Consider the following 26,383-nt stretch of genomic DNA (forward strand, 5'->3'; position numbering starts at 1 on the left):
ATCACAGCGGATTACAGCCTCTTTTCGTTGCGGCGTGAAAAAGCGTCAAATCGCCTGGGGATGTCGCGGCGCACCAACGGACGAACCGGCGCCCGCGCGCCGACGTCGGGTCGGCATGCGGGAAACACGGTGGTCGATCGGACGGCGGCGCCTGCCGCGCGCATCAGTGCGTGACGGGCGGAACAGGCGGCTTGATCGGGGGACGGCGCAGCGCACGGCGGATCAGCGCGATCACGACGCCGCAGGCGAACAGGAACGCGGCCGGCACGACCCAGTAGCCGACGAATGCGTGCCACAGGTAGCTCGCGAGCGTGCTGCGGCGCACCACGTATTCGTCGCGGGCGGCCTGCTGGCGCGGCGCATTGGCGGCGAGCACGTCGGCCGGGCAGCCGGCCGCGCGCGCCTCGTCAGGATCCCCGTGGCACTTCGCGGCGGCGCCGGCTGCCTGCTGCGCATCGGTGAGCTGCCAGGTGGTCAGCGCGAGCTGCAGGTCCGCCTTGTTGTACGCCATTTCCTCGCGGATTTCGCGCACGGCGACGATCGCGACGGGCACGGCCCAGAATACGATCACGATCAGCCAGCGGCGGAACCAGCGGTGTTGTCTCCATGCCATCCATGCCTCCGTTTGACGCGTGTGCGCGTCTGTCTCGAGGGCGGCCCGATGGCGCTTCTTGTACTTGGATGGGCCGCGTTGCAGCCATCATAGAAGAAAACGCGGCGAATTGCCGCACCATGTGGCGACGCCGGCACGGCGGGGCGGGAAAGCGGGGCGGGAGGCGCGGGAGAGGCGAGGGGCGGGGCGCGTCGATGCGCGTGCAACGAAAACAAAAATGCCGCGCCCGCCGAAGCGGTGCGCGGCATTCGATACGGGAGCGCGGGAACTCAGGCGGCCGGCGCGTTGCTCAGGCAGCTCTTCATGAACGCCTTGCGGTCGTCGCCTTTCTTGCCGGTGGCCTGCGTGTTGCACGCCTTCATCTTTTCCTGCTGCGACATGGCTTTCGCGGGTTTCGCCGACAGGCAGTCCTTCATGAACGCCTTGCGTTCGTCGCCCGTCTTGCCGGATGCCTGGGTGTTACAGGCTTTCATCTTGTCCTGCTGGCTGTTCGCCGCGAACGCGGGGGAAGCCAGCATGCCGCCGAGAAGTACTGCGGCTACGAGCGATTGGATTTTCATTTCGACACTCCCATGGGGTGAATTGCGTGTTATCGACGCCGTCACGAAGCGCCGCGCGATGAGGATAGGGCCGCATCGCACAGCGCGCTCCGATTATGGCAAATCAATGTGAAAACACCAAAACGGCACTTTCTATAACGTTGCGGACACCACGGCCGTTGACGGCACGCGCGGCCGGACGATCGGGACAAACCATGATGTGCGGCGGCCGGCCTGGGCCGCCGCGCCGGAACCTGCCGGCTCCCGGCCGCAAGCCTTTACAATCGCGGCCATGAACACTCCGAATTCCGCATCCCCTTCGTCCGCGGCGGCTCTGCCGCGCATCGCCGTGCTCGCCACCGGCGGCACGATCGCCGGCGCCGCGCCCGACGCGGCCAGCACGGCCGGCTACCAGGCCGGCGCGCTCGGCGTCAATTTCCTGGTCGACGCGGTGCCGGCGCTCGCGTCCGTCGCGCGCATCGACGCCGAGCAGATCGCCAGCATCGACAGCAAGGATCTCGCGCTGCCGTTGTGGAACACGCTCGCCGCGCGGATCGACGCACTGATGGCCGACCCGGCGGTCGACGGCATCGTGATCACCCACGGCACCGACACGCTCGAGGAAACCGCGTATGCGCTGCACCTGGTCGTCAACGGCGACAAGCCGGTCGTGCTGACGGCCGCGATGCGCCCGGCGACCGCGCTGTCGTCCGACGGCCCGCTGAACCTGCTGAACGCGGTGACGGTGGCCGCGCATCCGTGCGCGCGCGGGCAGGGCGTGCTGGTCGCGTTCAACAACCGGATCCACGGCGCGCGCGACGTCGTGAAGACGAGCACCTATGCGGTCGACGCGTTCCAGTCGCCGGAGCTCGGCGCACTCGGCTGGGTGCAGGACGGCCGGGTCGAATTCGCACGCCGCGTCACGCGTTCGCGCGACACGCAACTGGCGATTGCCGCGGCGTGGCCGCCCGTCGAAGTCGTCGCGAGCTATGCGGGCGTGACGCGTACGGCCGTCGACGCGCTCGTGGCCGCCGGCGTGCGCGGTCTCGTCGTCGCGGGCACCGGCAACGGCTCGATTCATGCGACGCTGCAGGCGGCGCTGGCCGATGCGGTGAACGCGGGCGTTGCGGTCGTTCGCGCGTCGCGCGTCGGGTCGGGGCACGTGATGCGCAACGGCGCTGCGAGCGACGATGCGCTCGGCTTCGTGAGCGCCGGGTCGCTGAACCCGTTCAAGGCACGCGTGCTGCTGATGCTCGCGCTCGCGAACGGCATTCATGGCCGCGACGAACTGCAACGCAGGTTCGATACGCTGTGACCGGCTGACTGATACGCGCGTCGCCATGAAAAAAGGCAGGCCATCGGCCTGCCTTTTTTGTGCCAGTCAGTCCGGCAGGAATGCTCAGGACTGCGGCGGAATCACGAGCTTCTGGCCCGGGTAGATCCGGTCCGGGCTCGACAGCATCGGCTTGTTCGCCTCGAAGATCACCGGGTACTTGTTCGCGTCGCCATAGACTTCCTTGGCGATCGCCGACAGCGTGTCGCCCGACTTCACGTCGTGGTACTGCACTTCCGGATCGTCCGGTTGCAGATCGTCGTCGTTGACGCCCGCGACGCCCTGCACGTTGCCGGCCGCGACCTTGACCTTGGCCTTCGTGTCGAGGTCGGCGACGCTGCCCGACAGCGTCACGGTGCGCGATGCGCCGTCGAACGCGACGGTCAGGTTCGACGTATCGAGACCTTGCGTGTTGATGTAGTTCTTGATGGCATCGGCCGCGGTCTGGTTTGCGGCATTCGGATCTTCCGCGGCTTGCGCATCGGCATGACCCAGCAGTTTTTCACCCGCCTCTTTGATAAACGAAAGAAGACCCATCGTTGCACTCCCTAGGTGGTTGAAAAGAAAACGCGCCGTGAAGTGGCGAAAAAAACACCGCGCTGGGCGCGGTCACCGGAGGTGAACGCAAGCGCGGCGGTTTTCTCGAAAGGCGTGGCGAAAGTGTAGGCGTTCATGACGACGATTGCATGAAAAATCGCACGCTTGAACGTAAAGAAATGTAATACGCGAAATCCGACAGGCGGACACCCGACGACGACGTCTGACCGACCAAGGCTTCCCCGGCGTCGCCGGGTGCCGCTGCGGACCCCACCACGCCGCTCTCAGCCCAGAGCGGCGTTTTTCGCCCCGTCCCGCATGCCGCTAGGCAGTGCAGGGCGGGGCGCCCCACCGTGATGCGCGAGTGCGTGGTGCCTCGCGCATCGATGCGACCGGCCGTACCGGTCACGTATGTCTGTCGCGCGCGTCCGCCATCGCGGCGGAAACGCGCATCGTTGCAGCCGTGTTACGCAGCCGGCGTCTGGCCGATCTCGAAGTTCGACATGATCTCGAGCGCGCGCACGAGTGCCGAGTGATCCCATGCCTTGCCGCCGTGCGATGCACACACGCTGAACAGCTGCTGCGCGCTGGCCGTGTGCGGCAGTGCGAGGCCGAGCTTGCGTGCGCCGTCGAGCGCGAGGTTCAGGTCCTTCTGGTGCAGCTCGATGCGGAAGCCCGGATCGAACGTGCGCTTCGTCATCCGCGCGCCATGCACTTCGAGGATGCGCGATGCGGCGAAGCCGCCCATCAGCGCCTGGCGCACGCGCTCCGGATCGGCGCCCGAACGTGCGGCGAACAGCAGCGCTTCGCCGACCGCTTCGATGTTCAGCGCGACGATGATCTGGTTCGCGACCTTGCAGGTCTGGCCCGCGCCGTTGTCGCCGACGAGCGTGATGTTCTTGCCCATCTTCTCGAACAGCGGCTTCGCGCGCTCGAATGCCTGCTCCGGGCCGCCGACCATGATCGTCAGCGTCGCTTCGCGCGCGCCGACTTCGCCGCCGGACACCGGTGCGTCGAGGTAGTCGCAGCCGAGCGCGTTGATCTGCTTCGCGAATTCCTGCGTGTCGAGCGGCGAGATCGAGCTCATGTCGATCACGAGCTTGCCGGCCGTCAGGCCCTTCGCGACGCCGTCTTCGGCGAACAGCACGTTACGCACGTCCGGCGTATCCGGCACCATCGCGATGATGATGTCCGCGTTCTGCGCGACTTCGGTCGAGTTCGCGACGACCTTCGCGCTCGTGCGCAGGTCGTCCGGGATCGGGAACGCGCCGTTCACGACGAGCTGGTGGTCGCCCTTGAGCAGGTTGCGCGCCATGTGCGCGCCCATGATGCCGAGGCCGATGAAACCGATGGTTGCCATGTGAAAGTCTCCTATAGGGCTGAAAACGGGAAGGGCGTGACTCAGGCGGCGCGACGCGCCGAGCCCGGTGCGCAGCCGGCGACGCTTTGCAGCCAGCCGAGGCCTTCCGTCGTGGTGGTGCGGGGCTTGTACTCGCAGCCGACGTAGCCGGCATAGCCGAGCCGGTCGAGCAGCGCGAACAGGAACGCGTAGTTGATCTCGCCCGTGCCCGGCTCGTTACGGCCCGGGTTGTCCGCGAGCTGGACGTGGCCGATCGATGCGAGGTTGCGTTCGATCGTCGCGGCCAGTTCGCCTTCCATGCGCTGCATGTGATAGATGTCGTACTGCAGGAACAGGTTGTCCGAGCCGACCGCGCGGATCACGTCGAGCCCTTCCGACGAGCGGTTCAGCGCGAAGCCCGGGATGTCGAAGCTGTTGCACGGCTCGACGAGCAGCCGGATGCCTTCGCGCTTGAGCGCGTCGGCCGCAAAGCGCAGGTTGTCGACGATCGTGACGAACGTCTTGTCGCGCGCCGTGCTCGCCGACGGGATGCCGACGAGGCAGTTCAGCTGCGGCACCTTCAGCGCCTTCGCGTACTCGATCGCACGGCCGACACCTTCCTGGAACTCGCCGACGCGATCGGGCAGGCACGCGATGCCGCGCTCGCCCTGGTCCCAGTTGCCGGCGGGCAGGTTGTGCAGCACGAGGCGCAGGCGATGCGTCTCGAGCCGCTCGGCGAGTTCCTCTTTCGCGTACGGATACGGGAACAGGAACTCGACGGCGTCGAAGCCCGCGTCGGCGGCCGCCTTGAAGCGGTCGAGGAACGGCACTTCGTTGAACAGCATGGTCAGGTTTGCAGCAAACTTCGGCATGAGCTAAGCCTCTTCGGTCGGTCAGTCAAAAATGTCGTGCGGTTCAGTCGAGCATCGAGATTGCGGTCGGTGCGTGCTCGGCCTTTTCGGCGAGATCCTCGAATTCGTTGATCGCGTCGATCTCGGTGCCCATCGAGATGTTCGTCACGCGCTCGAGGATCACTTCGACGACCACCGGCACGCTGAACTCTTCCGCGAGCGTTTGCGCCTGACGCAGCGCCGGCTCGATCTCTTCCGGCTTGAACACGCGCAGCGCCTTGCAACCGAGGCCTTCCGCGACGGCCACGTGGTCGACGCCATAACCGTTCAGTTCCGGCGCGTTCACGTTGTCGAACGCGAGCTGCACGCAGTAGTCCATGTCGAACGCACGCTGTGCCTGGCGGATCAGACCGAGGTACGAGTTGTTCACGACGACGTGCACGTACGGCAGCTTGAATTGCGCGCCGGCTGCCAGTTCCTCGATCATGAACTGGAAGTCGTAGTCGCCGGACAGCGCGACGATCGGGCGGCTCGGGTCCGCTGCACGCACGCCGAGCGCGGCGGGGATCGTCCAGCCGAGCGGGCCGGCCTGGCCGCAGTTGATCCAGTTACGCGCCTTGAACACGTGCAGGAACTGCGCGGCGGCGATCTGCGACAGGCCGATCGTGCTGACGTAGCACGTATCGCGGCCGAACACCTTGTTCATCTCTTCGTACACGCGCTGCGGCTTGACCGGCACGTTGTCGAAGTGCGTCTTGCGCTGCAGCGTGCGCTTGCGTTCCTGGCATTCCGAGACCCATGCGCTGCGGTCCTTCAGCTTGCCGGCGGCCTTCCATTCCTGTGCGACCGCGACGAACAGCTCGAGCGCTGCCTTCGCGTCCGACACGATGCCGAGATCCGGGCCGAACACGCGGCCGATCTGCGTCGGCTCGATGTCGACGTGCACGAACTTGCGGCCCTTCGTATAGACCTCGACGCTGCCCGTGTGGCGGTTCGCCCAGCGGTTGCCGATGCCGAGCACGAAGTCGGACGCGAGCATCGTGGCGTTGCCGTAGCGGTGCGACGTCTGCAGGCCGACCATGCCGGCCATCAGCGGGTGATCGTCCGGAATCGCGCCCCACGACATCAGCGTCGGGATCACCGGCACGCCGATCGTTTCGGCGAACTGGACGAGCAGGTCTTCGGCCGCCGCGTTGAGCACGCCGCCGCCCGACACGATCAGCGGCTTGTCCGCGTCGTTGAGCATCGCGAGCGCCTTCTCGATCTGCGCGCGGGTGGCCGCGGGCTTGTAGATCGGCAGCGGTTCATACGTGTCGATGTCGAATTCGATTTCGGCGAGCTGCACGTCGATCGGCAGGTCGACCAGCACCGGGCCCGGACGGCCCGAGCGCATCAGGTGGAATGCCTGCTGGAACACGCGCGGCACGAGCGCCGGCTCGCGCACGGTGACGGCCCACTTCGTGACGGGCTTCGCGATCGATTCGATGTCGACGGCCTGGAAGTCTTCCTTGTACAGGCGGGCACGCGGTGCCTGGCCCGTGATCGCGAGAATCGGAATCGAGTCGGCCGATGCGGAGTAGAGGCCGGTGATCATGTCGGTGCCGGCGGGGCCCGACGTGCCGATGCACACGCCGATGTTGCCCGGGGCCGCACGCGTGAAGCCTTCGGCCATGTGCGATGCGCCTTCGACGTGGCGTGCCAGCACGTGGCTGATGCCACCCGACTTGCGCATCGCGGAGTAGAACGGGTTGATCGCTGCGCCCGGCACGCCGAACGCGGTCTGGATGCCTTCCTTCTCGAGCACGAGCACAGCTGCGTCGACGGCTCTCATCTTGGCCATGAATGTCTCCTTGAATGGGGTGGATCTTGCAAATCGGTCTGTTGGGGACACTTTAGGGATGCAGGAAAGGTTTGATAAGATCAGCCGAAGTCGCTTTTTTCGAAACTAAAAGTATGGAATGACGGCCGGGCGGGGCTTTCCGCCAGCGCCGGAACAGAGACGGAGACGGGAGATGGATCGCTTCAAGCAGATCGAGACGTTCGTGCGGGTGGCCGATGCCGGCAGCCTCGCGGCGGCGGCGCTCGAGGAGGGCGTGTCGCCGGTGGTGCTCGGGCGGCGCATCGACGCGCTCGAAAAGCGTCTCGGCGTGAAGCTGATGTACCGCTCGACGCGGCGGCTGGTGGTCAGCGAAGAGGGGGCCGCGTTCCTCGAGCGCTGCCGCGGCCTCCTGTCCGAATGGGACCAGGCCGAGAACGAGCTGGCCGCAGGGCGGCGCGCGGTCAGCGGGCACCTGATCGTGTCCGCGCCGGCCGCGTTCGGGCGCAAGCACGTCGCGCCGCACGCGCCCGGTTTTCTGGTCGACAAGCCCGAGATGCAGCTGTCGTTCAACCTGACCGACCGCGTCGTCGATCTCGTGCGTGAAGGCTACGACCTGTCGATCCGGATCGGCGGGGCCGTCGATCCGAACTTCGTCGCGGTGAAGCTGGCGTCGAACCGGCGCGTCGTGTGCGGCACGCCGGAGTATTTCCGCCGGCACGGCCGGCCGAAGTCGCTCGACGATCTGCTCAAGCACAACTGTCTCGCGTTCAACCTGCAGGGTGGGCAGAACCGCGGCTGGTATTTCCAGCGCCACGGCAAGATCGCGACGATGCGCGTGGCCGGCAATCTCGACTGCAACGACGGCGAGTTGCTGCACCGCTGGGTGGCCGAAGGCCTCGGGCTCGGCTGGCGCTCGACGTGGGAAATCGCCGCGCAGCTCGAGACGGGCGCGCTCGAGACCGTGCTCGACGAATATGCGCTGCCCGACTACGACATCCTCGCGGTCTACCCGCAGCAGCGCTATGTGCCGGCGCGCGTGCGGTATTTCATCGACTACCTGCGCGCCGCTTACGCCAGCCCCGGCTACTGGAGCACCACGCCGTAACCGGCGCGGCGGGCGGTCCAGCCACGGGGCCGCGCGACTTTTTTACGCTTCAGGCGCACGGCACGGGAATAAACTCGACGCAACGACGGTAAGGTCATCGAGCGCGCACGTTGCCGGTCTGTCCGGGCGTCGTGCGCGGAACGGGCGCGGCTTTGGCCGCCGGGACCAGGGGGGCGATGTGGGGCAAGCCGGACAGGCGGTCGATGAGCGGTCGGCGGACGACGCGGTTGCGCGCGGCGAGCGGTTTCGCGCGCTCGTGCTGCCGCATCTCGACGCCGCGTACAACCTCGCGCGCTGGCTGAGCGGCAGCGCCGGCGATGCGGACGACGTCGTCCAGGACGCGTGCATGCGCGCGCTGCGCTTCGTCGATTCGTGTCGCGGCGACAACGCGCGGCCGTGGCTGCTGACGATCGTCCGCCACACCTGGTACACCGAGTGGCGGCGCCGCACGCATGCGCACGAGGTCGCGCTGCCCGACACGCTCGACGACACCGACGTTCCCGACGACTGGCAACCGGCGACCGACGATCCGCTCGCGCACCTGCTGCGCGGCGAGAACGTGCGGCTCGTGAACGAAGCGCTCGCGAAGCTGCCGCCCGAATACCGCGAGGTGCTCGTGCTGCGCGAGATGGAGGACCTGAGCTATCGCGAGATCGCGGCGATCGCGGACGTGCCGGTCGGCACCGTGATGTCGCGGCTCGCACGCGGCCGGCGCAAGCTTGCCGCGCTGCTGGGCGGCGCGCCGGCACCGGCGGCCGCAGGCAGGCCGGGCCGCACGCCGGCCGGCGGAACCGCATCGGAGGCTATCGATGGACTGTAACGAAGCGCGAGCGTTGCTGGACGCGGACGTCGACCGCGAGCTGTCGGCGCCCGATGCGTTGCGGGTCCAGCAGCATGTCGAAGGGTGCGAAGCGTGCCGCCGTGAACGCGCGCGGATCGTCACGCTGGTGCAGGCCGTGCGCCAGGCCGACTATCACCGTGCGCCGGATGCGTTGCGGGCCAGCATCCTCGCGAGCCTGCCGGCGGCGGCCGAAGCGCCCGCGCGCGAGCAGGCGCGGGCGGAGCCGCAACCCGAACCGCGATCGCAGCCGCGTCCGCGTGGCCGTCGCTGGTTCTCGTGGCTGACGGATCAAGGCGGGGCGGCACGCCCGGCGTCGGCCGGCGCGGGGCCGCGGGTTGCCGCGCTGCCCGGCCTCGGCTGGGGCGTCGCGCTGCTGGTGGCGCTTGCCGCGGCGGGCGGTATGACGTTGTCGGCGCGCCACGCCGACACCGACCGCACGGTCGACGAACTCGTGTCGAGCCACGTGCGGGCCGACCTGTCGGCGCGCGACATCGACGTGATCTCGACCGACCGGCACACGGTCAAGCCGTGGTTCAACGGCCGGCTCGACTATGCGCCGCCGGTCGAGGATCTCGCGGCGAACGGTTTCGCGCTGGTCGGCGGCCGGCTCGACTACGTCGGGCGGCGCCGCGTCGCGGTGCTCGTCTACCGTTACCGGCAGCACGTGATCGACGTCTACGTGCGGCCGGCCGGGGAAGGGCCGGGCACGCCGTACGCGACGGTGTCGCAGGGCTATGCGCTCGATCGCTGGGACGCGGCCGGGATGACGTGGTGGGCCGTGACCGACGCCGAGCCGTCGGCGCTCGCGGCGTTCAGGACGGCGCTCGATGCGCGGCTCGGCGGCACGCGCACCGAGTGACGGCACAGCGGCGGGCTGCAGACCCGCCGCGCGCCTCGGTTCCGACCCTGACCGGGAAAAGGGCCGAAGGGCGGCCCGCTTGCCGGGCGCGCCCGTTCAAGTCTTTGAAAACATGGCCGAATCAGCGCGCGAATTGTCGATTGGCCTTGCATGCGCCCCGTATCCGGGTTAGAATCTTCGGCTTCTCACTTGCCACACCGGTTCAGACGCCCGGGTGGCTTTAATCCACAAGGAGTGTGTAATGCGTCATTACGAAATCGTATTCATCGTGCACCCCGATCAAAGCGAGCAAGTGCCCGCGATGATCGAGCGTTACAAGACCACGATCGCGTCGCACGGCGGTCAGATCCACCGCGTCGAAGACTGGGGCCGTCGCCAACTGGCCTACATGATCGAGAAACTCGCGAAGGCTCACTACGTCTGCATGAACATCGAGTGCGACCAGACGACGCTCGACGAACTCGAACACGCGTTCAAGTTCAACGACGCCGTGCTGCGTCACCTCATCGTCAAGATGAAGAAGGCCGAAACCGGCCCGTCGCCGATGATGAAGGAAGTTCAGCGCGAAGAAGCCAAGAAGGCGGCTGCAGCTCAGCCGACCGAAGCGCAGGCTTAAGTTCGTCATTCATTAAGCCATCAAGGAGCGCGTCACTCACGTGAACAGGTTGCAATTGACGGCAAGCGTCGTCGAACGCGCACCGGTGCGATATACGCCGGCAGGTGTTCCGATCGCAAGCGCCACATTGCATCACCGCACGGAAGTCGTCGAAGCAGGCATTCCCCGTCAGGTCGAAATGACGATCGAGGCGGTGGCGGCCGGTGAGGCGAGCGGCAGGCTGGAGAGTCGTGAAATGGGCGTCGAAACGCTGTTCACGGGCTTCCTGGCAAAGAAAAGCCGCAACGCGAGAACCTTGGTGTTTCACATCACAGCATTGCAGGACATTGGAAAGGACTGAAATCATGCCCCGCCCGACTGGTAAGAAATTCGACAAGCGTCGTCAGCAACAAAACCCGCTCTTCAAGCGCAAGAAGTTCTGCCGTTTCACGGCCGCAGGCGTCGATCAGATCGACTACAAGGACACGGATACGCTGAAGGACTTCATCGGCGAAAACGGCAAGATCACGCCGGCTCGCCTGACGGGTACGAAGTCGCACTATCAGCGTCAGCTGGATACGGCAATCAAGCGTGCGCGTTTCCTCGCGCTGCTGCCGTACACCGATCAGCACAAGGCGTAATCAGGCGACGCAATAAGGAGAATTCGAATGCAAATCATTCTGTTGGAAAAAGTCGCCAATCTGGGTAACCTCGGCGACATCGTCAAGGTCAAGGACGGTTACGCTCGCAACTTCCTGATCCCGAACCGCAAGGCTCGCCGTGCAACGAAGGAAGCGATCGCCGAATTCGAAGTTCGCCGCGCCGAACTCGAAAAGATCGCCGCTGAAAAGCTGGCGGCATCGCAGGCAGTCGGCGAGAAGCTGAACGGCCTGTCGTTCGAAATCACGCAGAAGTCGGGCGTTGACGGCCGTCTGTTCGGCTCGGTCACGAACGGCGACGTCGCGGAACTGCTGAAGAAGGCAGGTTTCGAAGTCGAGAAGCTGCAAGTTCGCATGCCGGAAGGCCCGCTGAAGATGATCGGCGAGCACAGCGTCCAGGTCGCGCTGCATACGGACGTCGTCGTCGACGTCACGATCAACGTGATCGGCGACCACGCGTAAGCGTACGCAAGCTTTCCGGGCGGCTTCCGCCGTCCGGACAAGGGCAGGCGCCCGGGCAACCGGGGCCTGCCTTTTTTATTGCCGCATCGCCGGGGCTCTCTCTGGCGTCGTCGTAGGTTATTCGCGATAATCCCAACCCATGAACGCGCCGCAAGATCCTCAAATCGAATCGCTGAAAGTCCCGCCGCACTCGGTCGAAGCCGAACAATCCGTGCTCGGCGGCCTGTTGCTCGACAACGCGGCCTGGGACCGGATTGCCGACTTCCTGTCGCAGGGCGATTTCTACCGCTACGACCACCGGATCATCTACGAGCACATCGGCCGCCTGATCGCGTCGACGCGCCCGGCCGACGTCGTGACCGTGTACGAAGCGCTGACCACGTCCGGCAAGGCCGACGACGTCGGTGGGCTCGCCTACCTGAACGCCCTTGCGCAGAACACGCCGAGCGCGGCGAACATCCGCCGCTATGCGGAAATCGTGCGCGACCGTGCGGTGTTGCGCCGGCTCGTGTCGGTCGCCGACGAAATCTCGGCCGATGCGTTCAACCCGCAGGGCAAGGAAGTCCGCCAGCTGCTCGACGAGGCCGAGTCGAAGGTGTTCTCGATCGCCGAAGACGGCGCGCGCGGCAACCAGGGTTTCCTCGAGATCGGTCCGCTGCTCACGCAGGTCGTCGAGCGCATCGATACGCTGTACCACACGGCAAACCCGAGCGATGTCACAGGTACGCCGACGGGCTTCGTCGACCTCGACCGGATGACGTCCGGGATGCACGGCGGCGAACTGATCATCGTCGCAGGGCGTCCGTCGATGGGTAAGACCGCGTTCTCGATGAACATCGGCGAATACGTCGCGGTCGAGTACGGGCTGCCGGTCGCGGTGTTCTCGATGGAAATGCCGGGCACCCAGCTCGTGATGCGTATGCTCGGCTCGATCGGCCGGCTCGACCAGCACCGGATGCGGACGGGCCGCCTGACGGACGAGGATTGGCCGAAACTGACGCACGCCGTGCAGAAGATGAGCGAGGCACAGCTCTTCATCGACGAAACGGGCGGCCTGAACCCGATGGAATTGCGCTCGCGCGCACGGCGTCTTGCGCGGCAATGCGGCAAGCTCGGCCTGATCATCGTCGACTACCTGCAGCTGATGTCGGGTTCGTCGCAGGGCGAGAACCGCGCCACCGAAATCTCGGAAATATCGCGATCGCTGAAGAGCCTCGCGAAGGAACTCGACGTGCCGGTGATCGCGCTGTCGCAGCTGAACCGCGGCCTCGAACAGCGTCCGAACAAGCGCCCGGTGATGTCGGATTTGCGTGAATCGGGCGCAATCGAACAGGACGCGGACGTGATCCTGTTCATCTACCGTGACGAAGTCTACAACCCGGACAGCCCCGACAAGGGCACGGCCGAAATCATCATCGGCAAGCAGCGTAACGGTCCGATCGGCCCCGTTCGGCTCACGTTCCTGGGGCAATACACGAAGTTCGACAACTTTGCAGGGGCGCAGACGTTCTACGGCGAGTAACGCCGGTTTGTAAAGCCCTAAATCGCCAAACGTTGTATCCAATCCCGGCGCGCGCATGTGCGCGCGTCGCGGCGCGACCGAAAACGGTACAATGTCGCCCGTTTTCGTGACAGTAGTTTGACAATCTCTCAGGAATCCCATGTTCGGTCGATTCATGCCCACCGAGGGCAAGTTCTTTGAACTCTTCAATGCGCACGCGAAGTACATCGTTTCCGGTGGCCGCGAGCTCGAACTGCTGATCGACAATCTCGCCGACGCCGAGATTCACAAGCAAAACGTGCAGACCGCCGAGAAGGCCGCTGACAAGCTCACGCACGAAGCGATCGATTTGCTGCACAAGACTTTCATCACGCCGCTCGATCGCGACGAGATCCACAAGCTGATCACGACGATGGACGACATCCTCGACCTGATGGAAGACGTCGCAACGGCCGTGTCGCTGTACGACGTCCGTGCCGTCACGTCCGAGGCGAGCCAGCTCGCGCACATCGTCACGCAGTCGGCCCAGCACGTTCAGCAGGCAGTCGCCATGCTGTCCGACATGAAGCAGTCGGCGCAGATCCTCAAGGCATGTGAAGAGATCGATCGCTGGGAGTCGGAGGCCGATCGCGTGCTGCGCGCGGCGATGTCGAAGCTGTTCCGCGAGGAAGACGACGTGAAGACGCTCATCAAGCTGAAGGCGATCTACGAGCTGCTCGAAGAGATCACCGACAAGTGCGAGGACGTCGCGAACATCATCGAAGGCATCGTGCTGGAAAACGCCTGAGCGGACCACGATGCATTCGATACAACTCGCCCTATGGATGGTCGCGACGCTGGTGCTCGTCGCGCTCGTATTCGACTTCATGAACGGCTTTCACGACGCGGCGAACTCGATCGCCACCGTTGTGTCGACCGGGGTGCTGAAGCCCCAGCAAGCCGTCGTGTTCGCGGCGGCGTTCAACGTCATCGCGTATTTCATCTTCCACCTGAAGGTCGCACAGACCGTCGGTAAAGGCACGATCGATCCCGAGATCGTCGACCACTACGTCGTGTTCGGTGCGCTGGTCGGTGCGATCGGCTGGAACGTGATCACGTGGTACTACGGGATCCCGTCGAGCTCGTCGCACGCACTGATCGGCGGCCTGGTCGGCGCGGCGCTCGCCAAGTCGGGCTGGAGCTCGCTGAACATCGACGGGCTGCTGAAGACCATCGCGTTCATCTTCATCTCGCCGCTGCTCGGGTTCATCCTCGGCTCGCTGTTCATGCTCGGCGTGTCGTGGCTGTATTTCCGCACCGCGCCCAGCAAGGTCGACCGGCGCTTCCGCCGGCTGCAATTGCTGTCGGCCGGGCTGTACAGCCTCGGCCACGGCGGCAACGACGCGCAGAAGACGATCGGCATCATCTGGATGCTGCTGATCGCGTCGGGCTATGCGTCGGCGACCGCCGATGCGCCGCCGGCGTGGGTGATCGGCGCGTGCTACCTGTCGATGGGCCTCGGCACGCTGTTCGGCGGCTGGCGCATCGTGCGCACGATGGGCCAGAAGATCACGAAGCTCAAGCCGGTCGGTGGCTTCTGTGCGGAAACCGGCGGTGCGATGACGCTGTTCCTCGCGTCGTTCCTCGGTATTCCGGTGTCGACCACGCACACGATCACCGGTGCGATCGTCGGCGTCGGCGCGACGCAGAAGCTGTCGGCCGTGCGCTGGGGCGTGGCCGGCAACATCGTGTGGGCGTGGGTGCTGACGCTGCCCGCGGCCGCACTGTTCGCGGCCGGTGGGTGGTGGCTGGGCCATCAGATCTTCTGATCGCCGACACTGTCGAACGGACATGAAATGCGCCGCAAGCCGAAAGGCTGCGGCGCATTTTCTTTTGGGGTGCGGGAACGTGCGGCGAATGGCGGCTGCGGTCGCGGGTGGCGGCAGGCGAGGGCGAAACGGATCAGTAACTTCCGTTCGCGAACCGGGCAATCGGATCGTCTGCGGTGGCGGTGCGCGGGCTGATTGGGGCGGATTGCGTCGACGCACGCAATACCTGCACGGGGGCGGGCTCGATACTGCGCGGTGACGCAGCCGCGGTGGCCGGCGGCGGCTCCGCATCGAACGCGGCGGCCTGGGCGGCGGTCAGCGCCGTCGTCGGAATCTGTGTGCCGGACTCGGCGGGGCCGGCCGGCGCGGCATTCGCCGTTACGGCGGCGGCGCCCGTGCCGTCGTTGACCGACGTTGCTTGCCGCTGAGCCGCCTGCATGCGCGGTGGCGGCGGTTCATACGGGTCGGCCGACGTGGCGGCGGGGGCAACTGTCGCGGTCGATACGACCTGTGCGGCCGGCATGACGGGTGCAGGTGCCTGCGTCGCGGCAGCTTGCGGCGGCGCATAGGCCGGCTGTCGCGACGCAGTGGCCGTCACGACCACCGGGGCGGGTGCAACGACGGGGGCACTGCGTGGCTCGTCACGCTTCGCCTCGTAGGTCGGCGCATCGAACGGCGTAGGCGCCCCGCGCGGCGGCGCGACGCGGCGAATGCCGTCGAAACGCTTGGCCCAGTACGGGTTCGTCAGGTAGTCGAGCCGCACGGTGCCGCCCGTCGACGGGGCGTTGACGAAGCGCAGCTTGCCGACATAGATGCCGACGTGCGAATGCGGCCGTCCGGTCGTATTGAAGAAGATCAGGTCGCCCGGCGCGATCTGGTCGGGGTCGACCGACACGCCGCGGCCGCTCATGTCGGCGGTGGTGCGCGGCAGGTTCACATCGGCCGCACGGCCGATCACGTAGCGCACGAGCCCGCTGCAGTCGAAGCCGCTCGTCGGCGTGTTGCCGCCCCAGCGATACGGGACACCGACGAGGCTCATCGCCTGGATCGAGATTTCTTCCTGGCCGACGCTGTGGTCGACGAACTTCGGGAAATTGGCGGGGGCGGGGAACGCGCGCGGCGTCGTGATCTTCATGCCCGAGGCGGGGCGCGATGCCGACTGCGGCGGCACGCTGGAGCAGGCCGCAAGCAGTGAAACGACAGCAACGGGAACCCAGGTTCGAAGCATGGCAAGGCGGGCGAGCGCGGCGCGCTCGCGAATCGTATGACAACAGACAGATCCGATGGTAGACGCTCCGGCGGGGCTTAGGCAACCATTCTTGAGAATTTACTTGAAGTTTCGCGCGTAAATGTGCTTGTTGCGTGACGAAGCGTTACCAACGTTTCCGACCCCAAAATAAAAACGGCGCTCCGGAAACGGAGCGCCGTGAGGCGTTCGATGCCGGCCGACGGGCCGGCGCAACGCAGGGTTACAGGATGTCCGACGCGTAGTCGGCAAGCCGCGAGCGTTCGCCGCGCGCGAGCGTCACGTGGCCGCTGTGGCCCCAGCCCTTGAAGCGATCGACGACGTACGTGAGACCCGAACTGCCTTCGGTCAGGTAAGGCGTGTCGATCTGCGCGATGTTGCCGAGGCACACGATCTTCGTGCCCGGGCCCGCGCGCGTGACGAGCGTCTTCATCTGCTTCGGCGTCAGGTTCTGCGCCTCGTCGATGATCAGGTACTTGTCGACGAACGTACGGCCGCGCATGAAGTTCATGCTCTTCACCTTCAGGCGCGAACGGATCAGTTCCTGCGTTGCGGCACGGCCCCACTCGCCGGCAGCGTCGTCGGTCTTCTGCAGCACTTCGAGGTTGTCGTCGAATGCACCCATCCACGGCTGCATCTTCTCTTCCTCGGTGCCCGGCAGGAAACCGATGTCCTCGCCGACGGGCACGGTCGCGCGCGTCACGATGATCTCGTTGTAGCGCTTGTCGTCGAGCACCTGCGCAAGGCCGGCCGCGAGCGCGACGAGCGTCTTGCCGGTGCCGGCCTGGCCGAGCAGCGTGACGAAGTCGATCTCGGGGTTCATCAGCAGGTTCAGCGCGAAATTCTGCTCGCGGTTACGCGCGGTGATGCCCCACACGTTGTTCTTGTGGTGGCTGTAGTCGCGCAGCGTCTGCAGCAGCGCCGTCTTGCCGTTCAGTTCGCGGACGATCGCATGGAACGTCGGCTCGCCGTTCTGCGGCTCGAGATAGACGAACTCGTTGACGAGCATCGACGCGACGAGCGGGCCGGTCACGCGGTAGTACGTGGTACCCGTCTTCGTGTCCTGCCAGCTCTCCATGCCCTTCGCATGCTTGGTCCAGAAGTCCTGCGGCAGTTCGCGCACGCCGTTGTACAGGAGATCCGAATCCTCGAGCACCTGGTCGTTGAAGTAGTCTTCCGCGGGCAGGCCGAGCGCGTGCGCCTTGATCCGCATGTTGATGTCTTTCGACACCAGCACGACCTGGCGGTCGGGCCGGTCGCGCTGCAGCGCGCGCACGACACCGAGGATCTGGTTGTCGGCCTTGCCTTCGGGCAAGCCTTCGACGGGCGCGATATCCGCGAGCTTCGTCTGGAAGTACAGCCGGCCGAGCGCTTCGCGGCTGCCGAGTCGCGACAGCGGGATGCCGGCCGTGATCGCGCCGGCATCGGCGACGAGCGCGTCGAGCGTGCGGCTGACCTGGCGTGCGTTGCGCGCGACTTCGGACATCCCCTTCTTGTGGTTGTCGAGTTCCTCGAGCGTCATCATCGGCAGATAGACGTCGTGTTCCTCGAAGCGGAAGAGGCTGCTCGGGTCGTGCATCAGCACGTTGGTGTCGAGCACGAACAGTTTCTGCTGTTCGGTTTCGGCGGGCTTGCGGCTGCGCGATTTCGTCGCGGCGCCGGTATCGCGCGCGGGCGCGGCGGCTGGTTTGTCGGCAGCCGGCTTCTCGTTGCGCGCAACGACCGGTGCCGCGGGTTCGGCGGGCGCCGGCATCGGCTGCAGCAGTGCAGCCGTCTGTTTCGTCTTGCGGCCACGTGCGGGTGTGCTTGCGGCATCTTGCGTCGAAGACGCGACGGCGCGCAGCGGCGCGGCCGTGTTCGCGGCTTCGGTCATCGGTTGGGCCACGCTCGCCGGACCAAAGTCACCGGCTGTGGATGCGTCCCCTTCGGCGGATTTCTTCGCGGCTTTCGCGGGCCGCGCTTTCGCCTTGTATTCGTCGGGCGGCAGCAGGCTGCCGAGCTTGCTGGGGGGGGTAGGCAAAGGCATGGTGTCCCTCGGGAGGAATCGTGTCGCATGGCGTGCGCCGCTGATCGCATCCTGCGTGACGTAGACGCATGCAGTTTGCGCGCGGTGGCGCACAGGAAGTTCGTCTAGCCGGTTCGCCTAAGTGTCGATCAGCTCCTTGACGCGGTGAGGGCCGGACCGAGGGCCGGCGCGCAATCCATAAAAAAAGCCGCTGCCTCGTCGATAGAGGCATGCGGCTCGGCTGATACCGTCGTAATGCGCGTCAGGTGCCGGCAAGCATCGCAACGAGCACCGGCGCAGCTACGAGAAATATGGGGCGAACTGGCATTCATTGCGGCCCAATATAACGCGCCTCAAAGCGCTTGTACAGCACTTAGCACGTCGTCCACGTGACCCGGAACCTTGATGCCGCGCCATGCCTGGCGAAGCACGCCGTCAGCGTCGATCAGGAACGTGGAGCGCTCGATTCCGCGCACTTCCTTGCCATACATTTTCTTCATCTTGATGACATCGAACAGCGCGCACAGCGCTTCGTCGGCATCGGAAATCAGCGGGAACGGCAGTTCCAGCTTTGCCTTGAAATTGTCATGCGAGCGCAGGCTGTCGCGCGACACGCCGATGACTTCCGCACCGGCTTTCTTGAACTTCGGATAGAGATCGCGGAACTGCAGCCCTTCGGTCGTGCAGCCCGGTGTGTTGTCCTTCGGATAGAAGTACAGCACGAGTTTCTTGCCCTTCAGGTCGGACAGCGAAATGTCGCCGCCCGTGGCCGGTGCGGTGAAATCGGGAACTTGACGGTCAACTTCGACGGACACGTGTTTCTCCTGTTGTTATGGAAAGGCGCCGCTGCGGCGGCGCGGTTCGCAAGGGCGTCGCGGCAGCGCGCCGCAACGGCGGAGCGGGCGACGCCGGCTCGTGCGAACTCAGTCGGGCTGGACGATCAGTTCGCCGGAGCGGCCGGGGATTTCGCCCCACGTGACAGGGTACGATGGCAGCGAGTCGCGGTCCAGCGTCGCGTGGTAGTCGCCCATCGTCGCAAACGTGTGGCCTTGCGCGCGCCAGCCGGCGAGCAGTTGCTCGAACACGGGCGCGAGCTTCTGGCCTTCCAGTTCCGCGTGCAGCGTGAACACCTGGTCGTGCGGATTGGTTTCGGTGAACTTGAGGATGTGCGCGGCGACGTTGTGCGTGTCGACGCCGTCGATGCCGAGCACTTCGTCGAGCGTCGGCAACGTGGTGGGCATCTGCACGTGCGACAGCGTGCGGCCGTTGACGACGGGCAGGTACGGCGAATGGCCGCGGCCGTCGGATGCGTAGCGCATCCCCCATGCGTCGATCTGCTCGAATGCGGAATCGTTCATCTGCCAGCCGGCCGCGCCGTGCGTGACGGGCGGCGCGCCGAAGACCTCGATGAAGCGCGCGTGACTCTTCTGCATTTCACGCGCGGTCCAGTCGCGATCGCGTGCGCGGACGTTGTCCTGCCAGTACACGTGATCCCACGTGTGGATCCCGCATTCGAAGCCGGCCTCGTGAATCGCGCGCATGTCGGCGATTGCACGGCGGCCGATGTCGGGGCCCGGCAGCAGCACGCCGTACATCAGCTGCTTCACGCCGTAGTGTTCGACCACCGACGTGCGCGACACCTTCTTCAGGAAGCCGGGGCGGAACACGCGCCGCAGCGCCCAGCCCGTGTGATCGGGCCCGAGGCTGAAGAGGAAGGTCGCGCGCGCATTGAAGCGGTCGAAGATGCGCGCGAGGTTCGGCACGCCTTCGCGCGTGCCGCGCAGCGTGTCGACGTCGATCTTGAGGACGATGCGAGCCAAGCGAACGTCCCGATCAGCCTTGCTGTTCGACGAGCGCGCGCGCGTCGGCGACGTGGCCGCGATACGCTTCGAAGATGTTGCGCAGCGCGTCGTCGAACGTCGCTTGCGGCGCCCAGCCGAGCTCCTGCATCGTGTTGTCGATCTTCGGCACGCGGTTCTGCACGTCCTGGTAGCCGTTGCCGTAGTAGGCGCCGGACGTCGTTTCGACGAGCTTCACCTGCTTGGCCGAATCGGCGTACTCGGGGTATTCCGCCGCGAGTTCGAGCATCTTGTGCGCGAGTTCGCGAACCGAGAAGTTGTTCTTCGGATTCCCGATGTTGTAGATCTTGCCCGACGCGACGCCGTCCTTGTTCTCGATGATCTTCATCAGCGCGCTGATGCCGTCGCCGATGTCGGTGAACGCGCGCTTCTGCGAGCCGCCGTCGACGAGGCTGATGTTCTCGCCGCGCACGATGTGGCCGAGGAACTGCGTGACCACGCGCGAGCTGCCTTCCTTCGGCGTGTAGATCGAGTCGAGGCCCGGGCCGATCCAGTTGAACGGGCGGAACAGCGTGAAGTTCAGGCCTTCCATCCCGTAGCCCCAGATCACGCGGTCCATCAGTTGCTTCGAGCACGCGTAGATCCAGCGCGGCTTGTTGATCGGGCCGTAGGTGAGGGCCGATGCATCCGGGTCGAACTGCTCGTCCGAGCACATGCCGTAGACCTCGGAGGTCGACGGGAACACGAGGTGCTTGCCGTACTTGACGGCCGAACGCACGATCGGCAGGTTCGCCTCGAAGTCGAGTTCGAACACGCGCAGCGGCTGCTGGACGTAGGTGGCGGGCGTCGCGATCGCGACGAGCGGCAGGATCACGTCGCACTTCTTCACGTGATACTCGACCCACTCCTTGTTGATCGTGATGTCGCCTTCGAAGAAATGCATCCGCTCGTGGTTGACGAGGTCGCCAAGCCGATCGGTCTGCATGTCCATGCCGAACACTTCCCAATCGGTGGTTTCAAGAATGCGCTTCGACAGGTGATGGCCGATGAAGCCGTTCACACCCAGGATCAGGACTTTTTTTGCTTTCATGAATGACGGGAAGAATGAATGAACTGCGCGAATTCCGCGGGCGTCACGACGGTTTCGCTACCGTCGCGCTGCTGCCACAGCTCGAGAATGGATAGGGCGCGGCTGTCGCCGCAGACGCCGAATAGCGCATTATCGCTTACGTGCAGGCCGGGCGGCAAATCTGCCGCGGCGGCCGCAGCCGCGCTGCCGGGCGCCGCGAGGCGCGCGCGCGCGATCACGAAACGCGCGCCGTCGACATCCGTGAACGCGCCCGGATACGGGGGCGCGACCGCGCGCACCAGGTTGTAGACCTGCGCGGCCGGCTTCGACCAGTCGATGCGGCCGTCCTCGGGCTTGCGCCCGCCGTAGTAGCTGCCGGTCGAGAGATCGTTCGGCAGGTGCGGCGCCTCGCCGGCAAGCAACGCGGGCAGCACGCGCCAGAGCGTCTGCTCGGCGGCCACCGTGACCTTGTCGAACACCTGCGTGGCCGTGTCGTCCGGCAGGATCGGCACCGCGGTCTGGCCGATGATCGCGCCCGCGTCGGGCTTCGCGGCCATCTCGTGCAGCGTCGCGCCGGTTTCGGTTTCGCCGTTCAGCACCGCCCAGTTGGTCGGTACCCGACCCCGGTATTTCGGCAGCAGCGAACCGTGCATGTTGTACGCACCCTTCGGCGCGATCGCGAGCAGGTCCACCGGCAGCATGTGCCGGTAGTAGAACGAGAAGATGAAGTCCGGCTGCGCGTCGGATACCGCGCGGCGCAGCGCCGGATCGGCGGGATCGGCCGGCATGAGCACCGGGATGCCGTGCTCGGCCGCGACGGACGCGACGCTGCCGAACCAGATGTTCTCGTTCGGGTTGTCCTCGTGCGTGACGACGAGCGCGACGTCGACACCGCGCGCGAGCAGCACCTGCAGGCACCGCACGCCGACGTTGTGATACGCGAAGACGACTGCGCGCGGCTTCATTGCGCGGTACCCGTGCGGTTCGCGCCGGCCGGCACCGCCGGCACGCCGTCGTGCTGCTCGAGCACGGCCTGGATCAGGTAGCGCGGCCGTGCGCGCACCTGCTGGTAGATGCGGCCGACGTATTCGCCGAGCAGGCCGAGCGCGAAGATGATCACGCCGAGCAGGAAGAACGTGATCGCGAACAGCGTGAACACGCCTTGCACTTCCGCGCCGACGATGAAGCGGCGCACGAGCAGCAGCACGAACAGCGCGGCGGAGCCGAGCGACAGGATCACGCCGATGAACGACAGCCACTGCAGCGGCACGACCGAGAAGCCCGTCACGAGGTCGAAATTCAGCCGGATCAGGCTGTACAGCGAGTATTTCGACTCGCCGGCGAAGCGCTCCTCGTGCGCGACCTCGATCTCGGTCGGCTTCTGCGCGAACGTATACGCGAGTGCGGGGATGAACGTGTTGACTTCGCCGCACACGTTGATCGTGTCGATGATGCGGCGGCTGTACGCGCGCAGCATGCAGCCCTGGTCGGTCATCTTGATGCGCGTGATGCGCTCGCGCAGACGGTTCATCATCTGCGACGCCTTGCGCCGCCACAGGCTGTCCTGGCGCTGCTTGCGGATCGAGCCGACGTAGTCGTAGCCCTCGCGCATCTTCGCGATCAGCTTGCCGATTTCCTCGGGCGGGTTCTGCAGGTCGGCGTCGAGCGTGATGACGATCTCGCCGCGCGATTGCGCGAAGCCGGCGAGGATCGCCATGTGCTGGCCATAGTTGCCGTTGAGCAGCACGATGCGCGTCGTGTCGGGCCGTACGTGGAACTGATCGGCGAGCATCGCGGCCGAGCGGTCGCGGCTGCCGTCGTTGATCAGGATCACTTCGTATGACGTGTCGAGTGCGTCGAGCGCCGGATACAGCCGCGCGAACAGCGCGGCGAGGCCGTCTTCCTCGTTGTACACGGGGATGATGATCGATACTTCCGGCTGCCCGGCGACCGGATGCCCGGCGCGTGCTTCAAGGTGACTCATGTACGCTTATTTTCCGTATTGTTCGCAAATCTGGTTGATGGCGTCGACCACGCGACGCACGTCGCCTTCCGTCATCTGCGTGAAGAGCGGCAGCGTGACGGTCGACGCGCCGTACCGTTCGGCGTGGGGGAACATGCCCTCCTTGAAGCCGCGCGCGCGGTACAGCGTGAAAAGATGGATCGCCGGGTAGTGGATGCCCGTGCCGATGCCGCGTTTCTTCAATTGCGCCATGAACTCGGCGCGCGTGATCGTCAGCCGCTCGAGCGGCAGCGTGATCAGGAACATGTGCCAGTTGCTGTTCTCGAAGTCGGCAACCGGCAGGCCGACGCCGAGCTTCACGGCCGCGCCGCCGTCGAACGCGGCGAAATACGCACGCGCGAGCGCGCGGCGCTGCGTGGTGAAGCGTTCGAGGTGCGGCAGCTGGCCGAGGCCGACGCGCGCGGCGACGTCGGTCAGGTTGTACTTGCCGCCGAGCACGTCGCAATCCATCCCGTCGAAGCCCGTGCGCGTGATGCCCTGCAGCCGGTACTTCTGCGCGAGCGTCGCTTCTTCCTCGTTGTTCAGCACGAGTGCGCCGCCTTCGATCGTCGTCAGGTTCTTGTTCGCGTGGAAGCTGAACGACACGATGTCGCCGATCGCGCCGATGCGCTTGCCGTTCCACGTCGAGCCGAACGCCTGCGCCGCATCCTCGATCACGCGCAGCTTGTGCGCGCGCGCGATCGCGTACAGGCGGTCCATGTCGACCGGCAGGCCGGACAGGAACACGGGGATGATCGCCTTCGTGCGCGGCGTGATCGCCTGCTCGAGCTTGTCGAGGTCGATGTTGCGCGTGACGGGATCGATGTCGGCGAACACGGGCGTCGCGCCCGTCTCGATGATCACGTTGCTGGTCGAGACCCACGATGCCGGCGTCGTGATTACCTCGTCGCCGGCACCGACGCCCGCGATGCGCAGGCCGATCTCGAGCGTGCAGGTGCCAGAATTGAACGCGCGGACCGGACGGCCGCCGCAGTACTCGGACAGCGCCGCTTCGAATTTCTGGCTCTGCGGGCCGGTGGTGATCCAGCCCGAGCGCAGCACTTCGACGACGCCCTGGATGGTTTCCTCATCGATCTCGGGGCGGGTGAACGGCAGAAACGGAGCGGTAGTCTGGCTCATGTACGCGTTGGCCTGTAATGGCGTGTAATAAAAGGGTCGGGCGATCCCGGCCGAAACCGGCATTAAACACCGGTTGGCGGAATCGCACCGTGATTTTTTGTAGGCGGACGCTTAACGCGGCGGGGAGTGCTCAGCTTCGCGCGAGCACCAGCACGCCGATCAGGATGATGCCGATGCCGACGAGCCGCTGGACCGACAGCACTTCGCCGAACAGGTACCAGGCCGCGAACGCGTTGACGACGTAGCCGAGCGACAGCATCGGGTACGCGATCGATACGTCGACCCGCGACAGCCCGACGATCCAGACCACGACGCTCAGTACGTAGCAGCCGAGGCCGCCGATGATCGGCAATTGGGTCGCGATCTTCAGGCCGACCGGGATGATGTTCGCACGGCTGAATTCGAAGTGCCCAACGGCGTTGACGCCGGCTTTCAGCAGAAGTTGCGCACAGGCGTTGAGCATCACGCCGGTGATGATGCAGACGAACGAAACGGGATTCATGCGGCAGGGATCCTTACGATTGCGGTTTCTCGACGATCACGCGGCGGTTGTCGCGCGCAATCACGCGCATCGGCACGCCTTGCTTGACCAGGGTGTCGTACTGGCCGGGCGACATGATCGCGAGCGCATGGGTTTCCTGCTTCCAGCGCGTGATCCACTCGTCGACCGTCGGAACCCACTTGTTCGGCTCCATCGAGATCCCGAACGCAAGCTCGTCCTGGCGCTGGACCATGATCGTCGTGTGGCCCATATAGAACGGGAACGTGTGATCGAGCATTTCGACCGAGTAGAACGGCGTGTCGGGCGGCAGCTTCGCCAGTTCGGCGCGCACGGCCGGCGCGAGCAGCGCGCCCGAGCTGTAGCGGCCGAACTCGTCGTGCCCGGTGCCGCCGATCGTGCCGAACGCGAGCCAGGCGGCGCCGAACGCGGCGAGCGCGGCCGCCACGCCCGCACGGCGGTTCAGCCAGGCGGCCGCGAGCGTCAGCGCGCCTGCGACCGCGAGGCCTGCGTACAGCCACATCTGGAACGCGCGGTACTGCGCGTTCGGCGTGCGGGCATCGCCCAGGTACGCGAGGAAGATGATCCCGAACGCCGCGACGACGACGAACACGAGGTAGCCGAGCAGGTGGCGGCGGAACCGGTCGGCGCTCATCAGCGGCAGGTACGCGCCGATGATCAGCGCGAGCGCCGGCGCGACCGGCAGCACGTACGAGATCAGCTTCGAATGCGACGCGCTGAAGAACAGGAAGATGAATGCGCTCCAGATCAGCAGCACGAGCATCGGCGAGAAGCCGTTCGGCTGGCGCGGCATCCGCAGCGCATGGCGGATGCTCTGCCACGCGACCGACAGCCACGGCAGGAAGCCGACCAGCAGCACGGGCACGAAGTAGTAGAGCGGGCCCGGGCGGTTCTGTTCCGGGGTCAGGTACCGGCGGAACTGCTGGACGATGAAGAAGAAGTTGAAGAACTCGGGGTTGCGCTGCTGGACGAGCACGAACCACGGCGTGACGATCGCGAAGAAGATCACGAGGCCGCTCACCAGGTAAAGGCGCTTCCACAGCGCCCAGTCGCGCGCGACCAGCGTGTAGAGCACGAGCACGGCGCCGGGCAGGATCAGGCCGACGAGGCCCTTCGACAGCACCGCGAACGCCATTGCGGCCCAGCACGCCCACATCCAGCCGCGTGCCGCGGCCGGGCGCAGCCCGGGCCGCTGCGCGAGCAGCAGCGAGCACAGCGACAGCGACATCCAGAACGCGAGCCCCATGTCGAGCGCGTTGAAGTGGCCCATCAGGTTCCAGTACGGCGACGACGCGAGCACGACGGCGGCGAGGAAGCCCGACAGCGGGTTGAACAGGCGCGCGCCGGTGTAGCCGACCAGCAGGATGCCGGCGAAGCTCGCGACGGCCGTGTAGAGGCGCGCCTGCCATTCGCCGATGCCGAACCACGCGAACGTGAGCGCATTCAGCCAGGTCTGCAGCGGCGGCTTCTCGAAGTACTTGTAGCCGTTGTAGCGCGGCGTGATCCAGTCGCCGGTGACGAACATCTCGCGCGCCATTTCCGCATAGCGGCCTTCGTCGCTCGGGATCAGGTGGCGCAGCCCGAGCGGCGCGAACCAGACGATCGCGAGCGCGATGACCAGGAGGACGAGCGTGATGCGATTGAGCGGTAGCCTCGACGGCGTATCGTTCATGGATTTTCAGCCTGTTGGTTATTGTGACGGGCCGCCGGCGGGTTGCGCCGGGGGCGGGCGGCCTGGCCG

The 26,383-nt window shown here is 65.9% G+C and carries 28 protein-coding genes and 1 pseudogene; 12 read left to right on the forward strand and 17 right to left on the reverse strand.

Features of this window, described 5'->3' with window-relative positions; translation table 11 throughout:
• Nucleotides 1–163: 163 nt before the first annotated feature.
• Both BDI24065_RS06560 and BDI24065_RS06565 read right to left on the reverse strand, forming a co-directional pair.
• The gene (locus BDI24065_RS06560; RefSeq protein ID WP_039367018.1) at nucleotides 164–613 is read right to left on the reverse strand and encodes a membrane protein; all 450 of its coding nucleotides are present in this window, start codon (nucleotides 611–613) and stop codon (nucleotides 164–166) included.
• A 269-nt stretch (nucleotides 614–882) separates the two neighbouring features.
• Nucleotides 883–1,173, reverse strand: coding sequence for a PsiF family protein (locus tag BDI24065_RS06565; RefSeq protein ID WP_011352323.1), 291 nt, complete (start codon nucleotides 1,171–1,173; stop codon nucleotides 883–885).
• A gap of 271 nt (nucleotides 1,174–1,444) precedes the next feature.
• Between BDI24065_RS06565 and BDI24065_RS06570 the strand changes: the two genes are divergently transcribed.
• Entirely contained in the window at nucleotides 1,445–2,467 is a 1,023-nt protein-coding gene (locus BDI24065_RS06570) for an asparaginase (protein ID WP_175030539.1), read from the forward strand.
• 84 nt (nucleotides 2,468–2,551) lie between these two features.
• On the opposite strand, the gene lysM is transcribed toward BDI24065_RS06570, so the two are convergent.
• From lysM to gcl, 5 genes are all read right to left on the reverse strand, one after another.
• Nucleotides 2,552–3,022 (reverse strand): peptidoglycan-binding protein LysM, encoded by a 471-nt coding sequence (lysM, locus tag BDI24065_RS06575; protein WP_011352321.1) that lies wholly within the window; start codon nucleotides 3,020–3,022, stop codon nucleotides 2,552–2,554.
• Between the two features lie 11 nt (nucleotides 3,023–3,033).
• A complete protein-coding gene (locus BDI24065_RS41345) occupies nucleotides 3,034–3,159 on the reverse strand; it encodes a hypothetical protein (protein WP_256093589.1) in 126 nt (41 codons plus the stop codon).
• A gap of 329 nt (nucleotides 3,160–3,488) precedes the next feature.
• On the reverse strand, nucleotides 3,489–4,382 hold the full coding sequence (locus BDI24065_RS06580; RefSeq protein ID WP_175030540.1) for a 2-hydroxy-3-oxopropionate reductase: 894 nt from the start codon (nucleotides 4,380–4,382) through the stop codon (nucleotides 3,489–3,491).
• 41 nt (nucleotides 4,383–4,423) lie between these two features.
• On the reverse strand, nucleotides 4,424–5,233 hold the full coding sequence (gene hyi, locus BDI24065_RS06585; protein ID WP_011657073.1) for a hydroxypyruvate isomerase: 810 nt from the start codon (nucleotides 5,231–5,233) through the stop codon (nucleotides 4,424–4,426).
• Nucleotides 5,234–5,276: 43 nt separating this feature from the next.
• Nucleotides 5,277–7,052 carry a glyoxylate carboligase gene (gcl, locus tag BDI24065_RS06590; RefSeq protein WP_175030541.1) on the reverse strand — a complete coding sequence of 592 codons (1,776 nt, stop codon included), beginning with the start codon at nucleotides 7,050–7,052 and terminating at the stop codon, nucleotides 5,277–5,279.
• A 172-nt stretch (nucleotides 7,053–7,224) separates the two neighbouring features.
• Between gcl and BDI24065_RS06595 the strand changes: the two genes are divergently transcribed.
• From BDI24065_RS06595 to BDI24065_RS06640, 10 genes are all read left to right on the forward strand, one after another.
• Complete coding sequence (locus tag BDI24065_RS06595; protein ID WP_011352317.1) at nucleotides 7,225–8,136, forward strand: LysR family transcriptional regulator; 912 nt, start codon at nucleotides 7,225–7,227, stop codon at nucleotides 8,134–8,136.
• 178 nt (nucleotides 8,137–8,314) lie between these two features.
• Complete coding sequence (locus BDI24065_RS06600) at nucleotides 8,315–8,956, forward strand: RNA polymerase sigma factor (RefSeq protein ID WP_175030542.1); 642 nt, start codon at nucleotides 8,315–8,317, stop codon at nucleotides 8,954–8,956.
• Complete coding sequence (locus tag BDI24065_RS06605) at nucleotides 8,946–9,836, forward strand: anti-sigma factor family protein (protein WP_175030543.1); 891 nt, start codon at nucleotides 8,946–8,948, stop codon at nucleotides 9,834–9,836. Before BDI24065_RS06600 ends, BDI24065_RS06605 begins: the two co-directional genes overlap by 11 nt.
• A 241-nt stretch (nucleotides 9,837–10,077) precedes the next feature.
• Nucleotides 10,078–10,452, forward strand: coding sequence for a 30S ribosomal protein S6 (rpsF, locus tag BDI24065_RS06610; RefSeq protein ID WP_174914751.1), 375 nt, complete (start codon nucleotides 10,078–10,080; stop codon nucleotides 10,450–10,452).
• Between the two features lie 40 nt (nucleotides 10,453–10,492).
• Nucleotides 10,493–10,792: a primosomal replication protein N gene (gene priB / locus BDI24065_RS06615; protein WP_011657069.1), complete on the forward strand. Its 300-nt coding sequence runs from the start codon at nucleotides 10,493–10,495 to the stop codon at nucleotides 10,790–10,792.
• Between the two features lie 4 nt (nucleotides 10,793–10,796).
• Nucleotides 10,797–11,072 carry a 30S ribosomal protein S18 gene (gene rpsR, locus BDI24065_RS06620; protein ID WP_128848718.1) on the forward strand — a complete coding sequence of 92 codons (276 nt, stop codon included), beginning with the start codon at nucleotides 10,797–10,799 and terminating at the stop codon, nucleotides 11,070–11,072.
• A gap of 27 nt (nucleotides 11,073–11,099) precedes the next feature.
• A complete protein-coding gene (rplI, locus tag BDI24065_RS06625) occupies nucleotides 11,100–11,552 on the forward strand; it encodes a 50S ribosomal protein L9 (protein ID WP_174967463.1) in 453 nt (150 codons plus the stop codon).
• 139 nt (nucleotides 11,553–11,691) lie between these two features.
• On the forward strand, nucleotides 11,692–13,074 hold the full coding sequence (locus BDI24065_RS06630; protein WP_011352313.1) for a replicative DNA helicase: 1,383 nt from the start codon (nucleotides 11,692–11,694) through the stop codon (nucleotides 13,072–13,074).
• A 139-nt stretch (nucleotides 13,075–13,213) separates the two neighbouring features.
• Nucleotides 13,214–13,840, forward strand: coding sequence for a DUF47 domain-containing protein (locus tag BDI24065_RS06635; protein ID WP_174941145.1), 627 nt, complete (start codon nucleotides 13,214–13,216; stop codon nucleotides 13,838–13,840).
• Between the two features lie 10 nt (nucleotides 13,841–13,850).
• The gene (locus BDI24065_RS06640) at nucleotides 13,851–14,861 is read left to right on the forward strand and encodes an inorganic phosphate transporter (protein WP_011352311.1); all 1,011 of its coding nucleotides are present in this window, start codon (nucleotides 13,851–13,853) and stop codon (nucleotides 14,859–14,861) included.
• A gap of 133 nt (nucleotides 14,862–14,994) precedes the next feature.
• On the opposite strand, the gene BDI24065_RS06645 is transcribed toward BDI24065_RS06640, so the two are convergent.
• Together BDI24065_RS06645 and BDI24065_RS06650 are read right to left on the reverse strand one after the other, a co-directional pair.
• Nucleotides 14,995–16,089, reverse strand: a complete 1,095-nt coding sequence (locus BDI24065_RS06645) for a C40 family peptidase (protein ID WP_175030544.1) — start codon at nucleotides 16,087–16,089, stop codon at nucleotides 14,995–14,997.
• Between the two features lie 241 nt (nucleotides 16,090–16,330).
• Nucleotides 16,331–18,133, reverse strand: a complete 1,803-nt coding sequence (locus BDI24065_RS06650) for a PhoH family protein (protein WP_175030545.1) — start codon at nucleotides 18,131–18,133, stop codon at nucleotides 16,331–16,333.
• Here BDI24065_RS06650 and BDI24065_RS41485 point away from each other — a divergent pair.
• A pseudogene (locus tag BDI24065_RS41485) lies at nucleotides 18,029–18,273 on the forward strand (hypothetical protein); the annotation flags it as partial. The gene BDI24065_RS06650 and the pseudogene BDI24065_RS41485 sit on opposite strands and share 105 nt — an antisense overlap.
• Nucleotides 18,274–18,465: 192 nt before the next feature.
• Here BDI24065_RS41485 and BDI24065_RS06655 read toward each other — a convergent pair.
• The 8 genes from BDI24065_RS06655 to BDI24065_RS06690 form a co-directional block, all read right to left on the reverse strand.
• On the reverse strand, nucleotides 18,466–18,927 hold the full coding sequence (locus BDI24065_RS06655; protein ID WP_006756046.1) for a peroxiredoxin: 462 nt from the start codon (nucleotides 18,925–18,927) through the stop codon (nucleotides 18,466–18,468).
• 108 nt (nucleotides 18,928–19,035) lie between these two features.
• The gene (locus BDI24065_RS06660; RefSeq protein ID WP_089425589.1) at nucleotides 19,036–19,932 is read right to left on the reverse strand and encodes a polysaccharide deacetylase family protein; all 897 of its coding nucleotides are present in this window, start codon (nucleotides 19,930–19,932) and stop codon (nucleotides 19,036–19,038) included.
• Nucleotides 19,933–19,945: 13 nt separating this feature from the next.
• Entirely contained in the window at nucleotides 19,946–21,001 is a 1,056-nt protein-coding gene (locus BDI24065_RS06665) for a bifunctional UDP-4-keto-pentose/UDP-xylose synthase (RefSeq protein WP_059233974.1), read from the reverse strand.
• Nucleotides 20,998–21,945 (reverse strand): formyltransferase, encoded by a 948-nt coding sequence (locus tag BDI24065_RS06670; RefSeq protein WP_175030546.1) that lies wholly within the window; start codon nucleotides 21,943–21,945, stop codon nucleotides 20,998–21,000. The genes BDI24065_RS06665 and BDI24065_RS06670 overlap by 4 nt, the downstream gene beginning before the upstream one ends.
• Nucleotides 21,942–22,964 carry a glycosyltransferase gene (locus BDI24065_RS06675; RefSeq protein ID WP_175030547.1) on the reverse strand — a complete coding sequence of 341 codons (1,023 nt, stop codon included), beginning with the start codon at nucleotides 22,962–22,964 and terminating at the stop codon, nucleotides 21,942–21,944. Before BDI24065_RS06675 ends, BDI24065_RS06670 begins: the two co-directional genes overlap by 4 nt.
• A 6-nt stretch (nucleotides 22,965–22,970) precedes the next feature.
• Complete coding sequence (locus tag BDI24065_RS06680) at nucleotides 22,971–24,122, reverse strand: DegT/DnrJ/EryC1/StrS family aminotransferase (protein ID WP_175030548.1); 1,152 nt, start codon at nucleotides 24,120–24,122, stop codon at nucleotides 22,971–22,973.
• Between the two features lie 130 nt (nucleotides 24,123–24,252).
• Complete coding sequence (locus tag BDI24065_RS06685) at nucleotides 24,253–24,624, reverse strand: EamA family transporter (RefSeq protein WP_011352303.1); 372 nt, start codon at nucleotides 24,622–24,624, stop codon at nucleotides 24,253–24,255.
• A 13-nt stretch (nucleotides 24,625–24,637) separates the two neighbouring features.
• The gene (locus BDI24065_RS06690; RefSeq protein WP_175030549.1) at nucleotides 24,638–26,314 is read right to left on the reverse strand and encodes a glycosyltransferase family 39 protein; all 1,677 of its coding nucleotides are present in this window, start codon (nucleotides 26,312–26,314) and stop codon (nucleotides 24,638–24,640) included.
• Nucleotides 26,315–26,383: the final 69 nt, after the last annotated feature.

It is taken from the genome of Burkholderia lata, from assembly GCF_902499025.1.
In the GTDB taxonomy this organism is placed as follows: Bacteria; Pseudomonadota; Gammaproteobacteria; order Burkholderiales; family Burkholderiaceae; genus Burkholderia; species Burkholderia lata_C.